At 39.9% G+C, this 12,264-nt stretch carries 15 protein-coding genes; 8 read left to right on the top strand and 7 right to left on the bottom strand.

The features are described 5' to 3' along the window. Positions 1–38: 38 nt before the first annotated feature. Positions 39–554, bottom strand: a complete 516-nt coding sequence (locus MKY84_RS10730) for a CotY/CotZ family spore coat protein (RefSeq protein WP_342525996.1) — start codon at positions 552–554, stop codon at positions 39–41. Positions 555–677: 123 nt separating this feature from the next. Between MKY84_RS10730 and spoVAC the strand changes: the two genes are divergently transcribed. From spoVAC to MKY84_RS10710, 4 genes are read left to right on the top strand one after another with little or no spacing between them, the layout of a single operon-like run. Continuing rightward, positions 678–1,133, top strand: coding sequence for a stage V sporulation protein AC (spoVAC, locus tag MKY84_RS10725; RefSeq protein WP_342525995.1), 456 nt, complete (start codon positions 678–680; stop codon positions 1,131–1,133). Further along, positions 1,127–2,107, top strand: a complete 981-nt coding sequence (locus MKY84_RS10720) for a stage V sporulation protein AD (RefSeq protein WP_342525994.1) — start codon at positions 1,127–1,129, stop codon at positions 2,105–2,107. Before spoVAC ends, MKY84_RS10720 begins: the two co-directional genes overlap by 7 nt. Next, on the top strand, positions 2,104–2,466 hold the full coding sequence (spoVAE, locus tag MKY84_RS10715; protein ID WP_342525993.1) for a stage V sporulation protein AE: 363 nt from the start codon (positions 2,104–2,106) through the stop codon (positions 2,464–2,466). The genes MKY84_RS10720 and spoVAE overlap by 4 nt, the downstream gene beginning before the upstream one ends. Before the next feature lie 49 nt (positions 2,467–2,515). Next, entirely contained in the window at positions 2,516–2,764 is a 249-nt protein-coding gene (locus MKY84_RS10710; RefSeq protein WP_342525992.1) for a stage VI sporulation protein F, read from the top strand. Between the two features lie 29 nt (positions 2,765–2,793). On the opposite strand, the gene MKY84_RS10705 is transcribed toward MKY84_RS10710, so the two are convergent. Genes MKY84_RS10705 through MKY84_RS10695 form a run of 3 tightly spaced genes read right to left on the bottom strand, consistent with a single transcriptional unit; the run spans position 2,794 to position 4,515 of the window. Beyond that, positions 2,794–3,225: a GNAT family N-acetyltransferase gene (locus MKY84_RS10705; RefSeq protein ID WP_342525991.1), complete on the bottom strand. Its 432-nt coding sequence runs from the start codon at positions 3,223–3,225 to the stop codon at positions 2,794–2,796. Positions 3,226–3,229: 4 nt separating this feature from the next. Next, positions 3,230–3,742 carry a YjcG family protein gene (locus MKY84_RS10700; RefSeq protein WP_342525990.1) on the bottom strand — a complete coding sequence of 171 codons (513 nt, stop codon included), beginning with the start codon at positions 3,740–3,742 and terminating at the stop codon, positions 3,230–3,232. Between the two features lie 53 nt (positions 3,743–3,795). Further along, a complete protein-coding gene (locus tag MKY84_RS10695; RefSeq protein ID WP_342525989.1) occupies positions 3,796–4,515 on the bottom strand; it encodes an alpha/beta hydrolase-fold protein in 720 nt (239 codons plus the stop codon). Between the two features lie 86 nt (positions 4,516–4,601). On the opposite strand from MKY84_RS10695, the gene MKY84_RS10690 reads away from it, so the two are divergent. Next, a complete protein-coding gene (locus MKY84_RS10690) occupies positions 4,602–5,192 on the top strand; it encodes a phosphatidylglycerophosphatase A (RefSeq protein WP_342525988.1) in 591 nt (196 codons plus the stop codon). A 26-nt stretch (positions 5,193–5,218) separates the two neighbouring features. Here MKY84_RS10690 and MKY84_RS10685 read toward each other — a convergent pair whose 3' ends face one another. Then, positions 5,219–5,905, bottom strand: coding sequence for a thermonuclease family protein (locus MKY84_RS10685; RefSeq protein WP_342525987.1), 687 nt, complete (start codon positions 5,903–5,905; stop codon positions 5,219–5,221). 47 nt (positions 5,906–5,952) lie between these two features. Further along, positions 5,953–6,102 carry a hypothetical protein gene (locus MKY84_RS10680; protein WP_342525986.1) on the bottom strand — a complete coding sequence of 50 codons (150 nt, stop codon included), beginning with the start codon at positions 6,100–6,102 and terminating at the stop codon, positions 5,953–5,955. A 193-nt stretch (positions 6,103–6,295) separates the two neighbouring features. Between MKY84_RS10680 and MKY84_RS10675 the strand changes: the two genes are divergently transcribed. Continuing rightward, positions 6,296–7,684 (top strand): aldehyde dehydrogenase, encoded by a 1,389-nt coding sequence (locus MKY84_RS10675; protein WP_342525985.1) that lies wholly within the window; start codon positions 6,296–6,298, stop codon positions 7,682–7,684. Positions 7,685–7,876: 192 nt separating this feature from the next. Here MKY84_RS10675 and MKY84_RS10670 read toward each other — a convergent pair whose 3' ends face one another. Continuing rightward, entirely contained in the window at positions 7,877–9,466 is a 1,590-nt protein-coding gene (locus MKY84_RS10670; RefSeq protein WP_342525984.1) for a PAS domain S-box protein, read from the bottom strand. Between the two features lie 125 nt (positions 9,467–9,591). On the opposite strand from MKY84_RS10670, the gene MKY84_RS10665 reads away from it, so the two are divergent. Continuing rightward, the gene (locus MKY84_RS10665; protein WP_342525983.1) at positions 9,592–10,623 is read left to right on the top strand and encodes a M42 family metallopeptidase; all 1,032 of its coding nucleotides are present in this window, start codon (positions 9,592–9,594) and stop codon (positions 10,621–10,623) included. A 60-nt stretch (positions 10,624–10,683) separates the two neighbouring features. Further along, positions 10,684–12,252: a peptide chain release factor 3 gene (locus MKY84_RS10660; RefSeq protein ID WP_342525982.1), complete on the top strand. Its 1,569-nt coding sequence runs from the start codon at positions 10,684–10,686 to the stop codon at positions 12,250–12,252. Positions 12,253–12,264: the final 12 nt, after the last annotated feature.

Raw genomic sequence — 12,264 nt, 5'->3', positions numbered from 1 at the left:
GGCACTTCCACAAAATTGTGGAGTGCCTTTTTCGTTGATTAGTTACAGACGTCTAAGAATACATCAGCTACGCAGGCAATGCCGCAGAAACAGTGTAAATCAACTGTGATACAAGTACCTGTCAATTCAAAATTGCGTACTTTACAAAGTTTACGCAAGTTGATGTCAGTTCCATATTCATTGAGTAAATCTACTTCTTGTCGCTGTGAATTCAAAGGTTTTAATACAGTCAAGGTAACGCAACAGTGGTCAACAAAATCATTGACGCGGAAATAGATGGATACACAATCGCAATCTGGTGTGTCTTCATCGACAAAAGTCGAGAAAAATGGTTTTCCGTCTTTTGTTAATAAAGTGAATACACGCGTATCTGCTTGGTTTCTTGATGGGCTAACTAAACCACCTAATGGTTCTAAGAAACAGTTGTAAGAACAAGGATTACAATCATTGGATGTAGCAGCATCTTGAATACGTTTAATTTCACGTACTACTTCACAAACGCAATGTCCTGAATGAGAACCGCCAACACCTTCTGAACAATTTGAACAACTCATTTTCTCACCTCCTTTGTGCTAACATATGCGCCATGTTCAAAACGGTAAGGGCAATTTTAAAAATTCCAGAGTTACAGTTTGTATAAAAAACTGGCAAGGGTAGCATGATGGTAAAAAGGAGAGATGAGTGTGCAGAACTATCAACAATTAGTAGATGATACCATTCCAAAACCGCCTTATTTACTGAATGTTTTTAAAGCATTTTTAGTGGGTGGATTGATCTGTGTCGTGGGTCAATTACTTCAGCTACTCTATATGAAGTGGTTCGGATTCTCTGAAAAGGAGGCGGGGGATCCAGTAGTTGCTACGCTAGTATTTTTTTCAATGCTCGCAACGGGGTTCGGGTATTATAAAAAACTCGGGCAATTTGCAGGGGCTGGTTCAGCGGTTCCCGTCACAGGATTTGGTAACGCCATGATCTCAGCTGCAATTGAACACCGTACGGAAGGGTACGTTCTAGGAACTGCTGCAAATATGTTTAAACTTGCGGGTTCCGTGATTGCGTTTGGAGTTTTTTCAGCATTTATTATCGGTGTAATTAAAACAACTTTGGTTACTTTGGGGTGGATAGAATGGTAGCGACATTTACATTTTCAACACCAATTCAAATTGCAGGTACAGGAGTAACGGCGGGACCGATGGAAAAACAGAGTGTCTTTTATAAATTATTTGATGAGTTCTTCCATGAAGAAAACAATTCATCGGTTTCCTATGAAGATTTACATAGTTTATTGATTGAAAAATCGATGCGCTATGCATTAAAAAAAGCACAGTTAACGGAAAATGAGTTGAGTATGTACATTGGTGGAGATTTGATTAATCAGATGACACCAACAGTCTTTTCAGGCCTCAAGTTTTCGTTACCTGTGTTACCCGTATTTTCAGCGTGTGCAACTGTTGTTCAGGCTACTTGTTTAGCGGCATTAGTCATTGAAAAAACTAATCAAGCTGTTGCTGTAGGGACAGGTAGCTTCCACGCTGCGGTAGAACGACAGTTTCGTTACCCTATTGAATACGGTGCCCAAAAGCCTGCCACCGCACAATGGACAGTTTCGGCTGGAGTCGTGGCAATACTGCAACCCGGATCCACTGGAGTGCATGTCACACATGCAACAATCGGGAAAATTTTAGATTTTGGGCTCACTAATCCTTACGATATGGGATCGGCAATGGCACCTGCAGCGTATGATACGATTTTGCGCCATTTGGAGGCAACTAACTCTTGTTATGCAGATTACGATGTCATCATGACAGGGGATTTGGGAAGATACGGAGTTGCCATTTTAACGAAGTTGATTGCTGACACTTCGGCAAATTTGCAAGATGCAGGAGCATTATTTTATGGCAATGCCACGTTTGCAAACGCTGGAGGCAGTGGTGCAGGGTGTAGCGCAGCCGTTTATTATAGTCATGTACTGGAGCAATTACAGAAGGGGAAGTGGAAGCGTGTGCTCTTGGTTGCAACAGGGGCATTACTATCTCCCTTAACATTTCAACAAGGAAAGACAATCCCTGTAATTGCACATGCAATGGAATGGAGGGCGGCACCATGACTTTTTTATGGGCCTTTTTAGTGGGGGGATGCATTTGTGTTATTGGTCAGCTATTACTGGATGTAGCGAAAATGACGCCAGCCCATATGCTGACAACTCTTGTCGTTTCTGGGGCCATTCTTGATGGATTAGGTTTGTACGAGCCCTTGATTGATTTTGCAGGTGCAGGTGCTACAGTTCCTATAACATCCTTTGGAAATGCTCTAGTTCACGGTGCGCTCACTGCAGCAGAAGAAAATGGCTATATCGGTGTGTTAACCGGAATGTTTCAGGTAACGAGTGCTGGAATCAGTGCAGCTATCTTATTCGGCATGATTGGAGCCATTGTTTTTCAAAAACGGTCAAATCATTATGAGTGACCTAAACACCTTTTCCATCTCAGCATAAGCTGAGTAGGAGGAGGGCAACATGAATACAAAATTGTGGAGATTAATTGAGGCAAGAACAGGCATGTCCATGGAACAAATCATTGATATTGTCCACGCTGTATCAGCCGCTGATTTTTCTGATGAACGTCATGTTCGAAAAGTGATTCGCAAAGTGGGACGAATGACGGGTAAACCAATTTCACAGCAGACAGAAGACCAGCTGACGCAATCAATTTTACAAGGCGGAAATGGATTAACGATTGATCACATTGAACAAATGCTCAAATAAAAAGCGAAGCGCCTCAGGCGCCTCGCTTTTTATTTGATTTCTTTTGTCATCGCACGATGTGGAATTCCAGCATCCATAAATTCAGGGGAAGAAATAAGGTAACCTCTTTTTTCGTAAAACGGAATGGCCGTGCTTTGTGAATTTAGTTTGAGAGACACATAACCTTGCAGTTTTGCACTGGATTCAATTTCATCCATTAAAGCATTCCCAACATTTTTTCCTCGGAAGTTGGGGAGCACGCAAATACGTTCAACTTTAGCGATACCCGCTTCATACTCTCTAAAACGACCAGCCCCGATTGGCTGATCCTCTTCATAAGCCACGAAATGAATAGCAGAGTCCTCAAATTCATCGATTTCAAGATGAGCAGGAACACCTTGTTCTTCAATAAATACCGTACGGCGAATATGAAGTGCATCTTGGTAATGTTGTGAGGTTTGGACCTTTAAGGCAATTACCATCTACTTACTCTCCAGTTAAACGGAATGTTTCGTGTACCGTCCAAGAACCATCGTCAAGTTGATAAAGTAAGTGAATACGATCAATAGTTTCTTCGAAAGATGCACCAATCATTTTCAATTGAGGATAAATATCGTCATGTTCACTAGAAGTTAATTTTTGAGCGATTGTAATATGTGGGACGAATGCATATTGCTCAGAGTCTTGATAATCGACATCTGCCAAATTCTTATGCAAGGATACTAATTCGTCGGAAGGGTCTACTTTAAAATAGATTGCGTTTGTTACAGGGGCAAACGAACTGATTCCTGTAGTTTTAAGTTGAAACGGCTTCTGAGCAGACGCAACTTTCTCTACTTTTAAAGCAATTGATTTAATCTCTTCATCATCCGCTTGAAATACACCTTTCAAGGTCATATGTGGCGTGATAAGCGCATAATGTGGGTCATATCGCTTACGATATGAGTTCGCAAAATCTTGAACTGCTTTTGATGGAAATGCAACGATACCAAATTTCATATACGATCCCTCCATATCTTCTACGTTCTTTTCTTAGTATACCAAAAATTCGTTTATTTCGTGTAATTCATCTGCAAAGCACGCTTCATATCTTTTTGCCACGTTTTCCAAGTATGGCCACCCGGTTGTTCTTCATACCGGTAGCTAAATTTTTGCGCTTCAAATAGTTCTGAAAGCTCTCGATTGTCTTGTAAGAAATCTTTGTCAACGCCATCTCCAGTAGGAACTGCCTTTTCATCTAGCCCAATGATATGGTCTACAGTAAAGTGAGTGTTGCCAGTATTCTTTACAGTTTCTAAGACAGTTTCATTCACGTAAGGTGAGTGTAGGATGACCTTACCAAATGTATGGGGGTAAGCACATGCAGTCATCAGTGAAACTGTGGCAGCTAAAGAATCGCCAATTAGCCCTCTGCCCATCCCTATTTGATAGGTCGGGAATTCTGCGTCTAAGTAAGGAACTAGTTCTTGAGCAAGGAATCGCATGTAAGCTTTGTTGTTGTCACCATTGGGATGATAGTTCGTTCTTCTAACTTTGACGTTTTCATAGGGAATCCCTACTATGATCAGATTTTCAATTTCTTCTTCAGCTAATAATTCATCAGCTACTCTAGAAATACGCCCGAGTTGGAAGTAATCTTTTCCATCTGAAGCGATCAATAAAGAGTATTTATATAAGGGAGAGTATGTTGCTGGTAAATAAATAAGCAACGTCATATCTTCTTGTAAAGCGTCACTATAAAAAGTGCGTTCTTCAATTTTTCCTCTATTCATCGTGTCACTCCAATCTTACGTAGTATTCAAATTGTATCAAATGACTTCAAAATAGTATAATGTAGGGATAACTAGGAGGTTGAATTATGGATTCAAATACTACAAGAACTCGTGTCCACTCGGATACCGTCTACAAAGCAACAAAAGAGGCATTGCTACGCAGGGGTGTCACTATTGAGGATATCGCCAAAATTGTTTATGAGATGCAACTCCCTTACAACGAAGGATTGACAATGGAGCACTGTGAAGAATCAGTAAAATCTGTCTTGAAAAAGCGTGAGATGCAGCACGCCATTTTAGTCGGAATTGAACTGGATGAATTGGCTGAAAAGAAAATGTTATCAGAGCCACTTCAATCGATTGTTGAAAGTGATGAAGGTCTATTCGTCGTGGATGAAACAATTGCCCTGGGCTCAGTATTCACTTATGGAAGTATCGCCGTAACAACATTTGGTCATCTGGATAAAAATAAAATTGGCATCATCTCACAGTTGGACACAAAAGCTGGAGAACAAGTGCATACTTTCTTAGATGATTTAGCAGCGAGTGTTGCAGCTAGTGCGGCATCTCGAATCGCTCACCGTACGCGTGATCTAGAAGAGCAAAATGAAACATTCCACGATATTTCACCTGAAGAGACAGCACCTGAGACGAAAATTGAAGGGGCTACAACTTAAAAAAGTCTCCCAAATGGGAGGCTTTTTTAATCCATTGATTTTCGGAAACCAGAATCTTTTGCTTGGCGTTCTGAACAAAACCATTCTTCTGGATTCGTTTGAGAATAATAGCGGCCTAAAGGGACGTGATAAATCTTTTCACCCGAACGATTAATATTACCTTTAATCAAACAATCAGATCCTTGTTGCTCATAAGAAGAAGCATCAAAGCCACGGTCTGTTACATAATAGTCATATTCCCATATTCCAATCGTTTGCTGCTGTGCCTGTTTTTGAAGCTCCTCTAACTCAGTCAAATAGCGAGTATTCGGAGGGTAGACATAAGCCACTCGTGCTAGTCCAGCTGAAATCAATTGATCTTGGACACGCTCACCATCTGCATAAACATACGCTAGTAAACGGCCATAATCATCGTATTGATCTCCAATATCAACTTCAATAGTTAATTCTTTGCCTTCTAACAATTGTCGATTTAATTCTTTCGCTTCTTCACCGAATGGTTGTTTTCCTAATCGAGGATGATTGGTCTCTGGCGTATCAACTAGTAAATAGCGAACGTTTTCTTCTTTCCCTTGCCAGTTTATACGAATCGTATCGCCATCGACTACCTCAACCAGTTCTACCTCTTGTTGTTCACCGGAAGGCTCTAGCCACGTGCAGCCAGCTAAACTAGCAAACAGGAGGAGGTAAATAATCCAATTAATTTTTTTCATCTTATCACCTGCTTTAGAATAGCATACATAAAAAAAGAAAAGACACCCTAAGAGTGTCTTGGAATTTCCTCTTGTTCTTGAGTAGCAGCAAAGTAAATGAACTGTTCTTCTTCTAATTCAGCCATCTTTTCTTTGTTTAATCCGAGTGAAATAGGACCTGTAAACACTTCTTCCCACCAATTTCTTGTTTCATTCATCATTATTCCTCCTCACTTATTTTTTCTCTCTTGTTAATGGTATATGTAGTTGTCTGAAAATTACCCATATTTTTTGCTAATTAAACACTTAAAATTTAAAAATAAGAAGAAAGACCTAGAGGTGAATGCTGATTCATTGTCTCAAAAAACGTTTCCTCGTATACTTGTAACTAGAGTAGATGGGAGGAATTCGATGAATTTCACTGAACAGCAAGTGGAAAGTTGGATTAAAGAACAACAGTATAAAGTTTACGCAGGTGAGACGAAGTCTTTAGAATTTCGATTAGAACAACTAGAATTATTGCGGCAAGCTATCAAAAAGTTTGAACCAGAAATTTTAGAAGCTCTCCATCAAGATCTTCGAAAAAGTGAATTTGAGGCGTTTACAACAGAAATAGGGATTATCTATGAATCAATCTCTTACATGAAAAAGAACTTAGCAGATTGGATGAAGCCGCAAAGTGTAAAAACACCAACAGTTTTACAACCAGCTAAAAGTTATTTGATTCATGAACCTTATGGTAGCTGTCTGATTATCGCACCTTTCAATTACCCTTTCCAATTAGTGATGGAGCCTTTAATAGGTGCTATCGTGGGAGGTAATGCGGCAGTCGTCAAACCTTCTGAAGCCACTCCTCATGTCACAAAAGTGGTACGCACGTTAATTGAAGATACGTTCTCTGCAGATTACATCCGTGTAGTTGAGGGAGAAAAAGAAGAAACATCCACGTTGATTCACGCACCGTTTGATTTGATTTTCTTCACGGGCAGTGTGCAAGTAGGGAAAGTCGTCATGAAAGCTGCAGCTGAGCGATTAACACCAGTAGTTTTGGAACTCGGAGGTAAATCACCAGCAATTATTGACCATACAGCCAATCTTGACGTAGCAGCAAAGAGAATCGTTTGGGGTAAATTTATGAACTCGGGCCAAACTTGTGTGGCGCCAGATTATTTAGTGGTGCATGAGAGTGTGAAAGAACCATTCATTGCCAAACTGAAAGAGACTATTGCTACTTTTTATGGAGAAGATGCTCAAACAAGTCCTGATTTTAGTCGCATAGTGAATCATAAACAGTTTGACCGATTGCATGACTTGCTAACTAAGTCAGAAGATAGTTTAGTACACGGTGGCCAAACCGATCGAGAAGACCTGTACATTGAACCTTCCTTATTTGAAGTAGAGAATTTTGATCATCCACTGATGGAAGATGAATTGTTTGGACCTCTATTACCGATTCTGACATACACGGATTTAAGCCGCGCTATCTATGATATTCGTAAATTACCAAAACCGCTTGCTGCTTATTTCTTTAGTGAGCACGAGCGTGCACAAGATTATTTTGTAGAGTCCTTCCCATTCGGTGGGGGCTGTATAAATGATACGATTTCCCATGTTGGTAGTGTCAGTCTACCGTTCGGTGGTGTTGGTACTTCTGGTATGGGCTCTTACCATGGACGTGCCAGCTTTGACCAATTTACTCATCAGAAATCAATCTTAAAAAAGAGTACCAAACTACCAATCAATCTACTTTATCCGCCGTATAAATCAAAAGTAAAATTAGTTCGTTCCGTACTAAAATAGTGAAAAAATTTTATTTGGAAATAAGGTAGTATAACGTTGTAGTAACGTAAGCAACACAAAACAAAGAGATTGGAACAAAAATAAATCAGCAAGTTCTCTAGGGTGAATTCCAGAGAATTTGCTGATTTTTCCTATATATTGAGTTCCGTTCCGGGGCTGCGTTCCGTGGGCGCGTCGTGAGCCTCCTCTTCGTCAATTGCTTTCACCCGGAGGTGTCACTTTTTTAAAATGTAAAAAGAAAGTTGTTCCATTGCCTTCTTCAGAGTCCACTTCAATTTTTCCATTGACATCGGCCATGATTTTTTGAGTAATCAACATACCCAGTCCTGTTCCTTCAGCTTTTGTAGTAAAGAAAGGATTGTACAGGTTTTCAATAACTTCCTCGGTCATACCTGTACCTGTATCACGCACAACCACAATATAATCTTCGTGATTCTTGGAATAGCTATAAATGTGAATGTCTCCTGTGTCCTCACTGGCCTCTACCGCATTTTTAATAATATTGATGAAGACTTGTTTAACATGTGCCTCATCTCCTTGTAACCACATATCATGTGCATTCCATTTATGGTGCAATGTGATGCGAGAACTTTGCAATTGAGGCTCGAACAATCGCAACACATCATTTAATACGGAGCGTAGGTAAAACTTTTCATGAAGTGATGGCGAAGGCTTTGATAGCTGTAAAAATTCACTAATAATGTAGTCGATTCTCTTAATTTCCCCTTCAATCAGTTTTGTATACCGGTAAGAGGAAGAAGTCTCGTTTTTGTTCATCATTTGTATGAATCCTGAAATCACGGTCATAGGATTGCGTATTTCATGTGCAACTCCCGCTGCAATTTCTCCTGCAAGTTGAAGTCTTTCTGTTTGTAACCTTAATTTTTCTGTTTCTTTTTGAAAACTGATGTCACGAGAAATTAACGACATCGCAATAATGCTTCCTTTTTTATCATGGATAGGGGAGAGCGTTAATAGAACATCAATCAGTTTACCGTCTTTTCTCATATCTTGAGACTCAAAATGAAAAACATTGCCTTTTTGTATTTGATCCACTCTTTCTCGCGCTTGGCTTTCCAGTTCGGGAGCTACAAAGAAGATCTCTTTACCTAAAACCTCATGTCTTGCGTAGCCATATAATTCTTCGAAGGCAGGATTGAGGTCAATTAATTTATTGGACAAATCGAACACAGCAATCCCATCTTTGGCGGTATCAAAAAACAATCGAAAATAGCCTTCTTGACTTAATAGCTGATTTTTCATTAAAGCGTTTTGAGAATTGATGGATTGCAAAATTTTCTTTTCCACCCACATGTACAAGATGGTTGTGCTTAGAAGCATGAAAAAGAAGAATAATACCAACTCCACATCATGTCTGGAAAGCTGGTTAGAAAATCCGGAGGAAAGTTGAGAAAAAATAAAAAATAATTCAACATACGTCAAGCCGATGACGAGAAAGATGACCGGGAGTAGCTGAAAATAGGTTGCAATGAAAATTGGGTAGGCTAGAAAAATGACATAGGAATAACTCATCTCAGTCGTATATTCCAGCATGATGTAGACATTTAATGTAACGATGAATAAATAAGGTGACCATGATGATACTGTTTTAGCTCTGATCAAGTACCCTAAAAACACCAAATAAATAACCGAGTAAACATAGAAATAGTCTGAATGGACCTGAGTATGTAATGTGGCAAATACGAGATGAATGATGACAAATACACTGATCAGACTTGAAAAATAGCGAAGACGAATTTGAAGATATCTTTGTTTATCCATTTGTACCCCCTCCGGACAAACGAATAGTGATTGCCGCTAGTATCTATACAAGAAGTGTAGCAGGAAACATTCATGTTGACTATACATTCTGGTATGATAAAAGAGGAAGAAATGGGGGTATATCTATGAAAAAGGTAATAACTTTATTGGAGCAACTTGTATCCATACCAAGTCCCACAGGATTCACTAAGGACATTGTAAACTGGATTGAAACATACATAACTGATTTAGGCTACGATGTTCATAAAACTAACAAAGGGGCTGTCATTGTTAAAGTGCACGGTGCTCGTTCAGACCAAGCACGTTTAGTGACGGCTCACGTGGATACACTAGGAGCTATGGTGAGAGAGATCAAGGCTGATGGCCGATTGAAACTGTCAAAAGTAGGCGGCTTTAATTGGAACGCAGTAGAGAATGAAACGTGTACCATTTTCACTCGCTCTGGTAAAACGTACCGAGGTACGATTTTGATGCACCAATCCTCGGTCCATGTCTATGCAAAATCTGGCCAGACAGATCGTTCTGACGATAATATTGAAGTACGTTTAGATGAAGTAGTCACTTCCCGCAAAGAGACAGCAGCTAGTGGAATCGAGGTAGGCGACTTTGTGAGCTTCGATCCACGTTTTGAACATACTAGCAGTGGTTTCGTTAAATCTCGCCACCTAGATGATAAAGCAAGTGTAGCGCTCTTATTGACGCTGTTGGAAGAATGTAAATCTGGCAAGGAAACGCTTCCTGTTGATACTTATTTTTATATTTCTACCAATGAAGAAATCGGCTATGGTGGAAATTCATCGATCCCTGAACATGTAAGCGAGTATTTAGCTGTTGATATGGGAGCTTTAGGAGATGGGCAAGCATCTGATGAGTTTACGGCATCTATTTGTGCAAAGGACAGTTCAGGGCCCTATCACTATGAATTGACTTCCCATTTGATTCAACTAGCTAAAGATCACTCTATTCCGTATAAGGTCGATATTTATCCGTTCTACGCTTCCGACGCTTCTGCTGCAGTGTCTGCTGGAATTGATGTTAAACATGCCTTGTGTGGAGCAGGTATTGAATCATCACACGCTTACGAAAGAACGCATGAAAAATCATTAGAAGCTACGTACCGTTTATTGCACTGTTATATCCAGTCTCCATTAGTATAACTTGCCATCTGCACTAAAAATACGTATGATTAGATAGGCAAAAATGAAGGAGAATATATAATGAATACAAAAGAAGAAATATTAAGAAGACGGACATTTGCAATCATCTCTCACCCAGATGCTGGTAAAACAACGATGACTGAAAAACTGCTCTACTTTGGTGGTGCCATTCGAGATGCAGGGACAGTAAAAGGGAAGAAGTCGGGTAAATTTGCCACTTCTGACTGGATGGAGATTGAAAAACAACGTGGGATCTCTGTAACATCTTCTGTTATGCAATTTGATTACCGTTCTAACCGAATCAATATTCTAGATACACCTGGTCACCAAGATTTCTCTGAGGACACGTACCGTACATTGATGGCAGTAGATAGTGCAGTCATGATAGTGGATGCAGCTAAAGGAATTGAGGCCCAGACGTTAAAACTATTTAAAGTTTGTCGAATGCGTGGTATTCCAATTTTCACATTCATCAACAAACTTGATCGACAAGGCAAAGAGCCTCTAGCTCTAATGGAAGAAATTGAGGAAGTTCTTGAGATTGATTCTTATGCGATGAACTGGCCAATTGGTATGGGGAAAGAGTTCTTAGGTATTTACGATCGCTACAATAATCGTATCGAACAATTCCGTACAGAAGAAGACCAGCGTTTCATGGAAGTGGATGAAGATGGAGAACTTATTCAAGACCATTCTATGAAAGAAACTTCGTATTACAAACAAGCGATGGAAGATATTCAACTGTTAGCGGAGGCCGGAAACGACTTTGATGAAGAGCGAGTTAAACGCGGTGAGTTAACACCTGTGTTTTTCGGAAGTGCATTGACAAACTTTGGTGTGCAAACATTTTTAGAAACTTATTTAGATTTTGCGCCTAAACCACAACCGCGATTGACTGGAGAAGGTGAACTTGTAGAACCTGCAAATGAAGAGTTTTCAGGGTTCATCTTTAAAATTCAAGCCAATATGAATCCTGCTCACCGTGATCGCATTGCCTTTGTGCGTATTGTTTCTGGTGAGTTTAATCGAGGAATGACGGTTACTCTTGCTCGTACAGGAAAATCCTTTAAAGTCAGCTCGTCGACGCAATTCTTAGCGGATGATCGCGAAACAGTGGAATCAGCAGTTGCTGGAGATATTATTGGTTTGTACGACGTGGGTAATTATCAAATTGGGGATACGGTAGTTGGCGGGAAGAAAGCTTTTGAATTTGAAAAACTTCCTCAATTTACACCTGAATTGTTTATGAAAGTAACGGCTAAGAATGTTATGAAATCTAAACATTTCCACAAAGGGATCCTTCAACTTGTTCAAGAAGGGGCTATTCAGTATTACAAAACATTGCATACAGAGGACGTCATTCTAGGCGCAGTAGGTCAACTGCAGTTTGAGGTCTTTGAACACCGCATGAAGAATGAATACAATGTTGAAGTAAGAATGGAGCCAATCGGTTCGAAAGTTGCGCGCTGGATTGAGAACGAAGAGGAAGTAAAAGAGTCGATGACAGGGCCACGCAGTATGTTAGTGCGAGACCGCTTTGACCGGTATGTATTCTTATTTGAAAATGATTTTGCTATGCGTTGGTTCCAAGATAAATACGAACATATTAAACTGTATAATTTGCTTTAATCAATTGCGAAC

Origin of the sequence: Chryseomicrobium sp. FSL W7-1435 (assembly GCF_038595005.1) — a bacterium.
Taxonomy (GTDB): Bacteria; Bacillota; Bacilli; order Bacillales_A; family Planococcaceae; genus Chryseomicrobium.
Note: the sequence above shows the minus strand (reverse complement) of the source record. Positions and strands in the feature narration are given on the sequence as shown.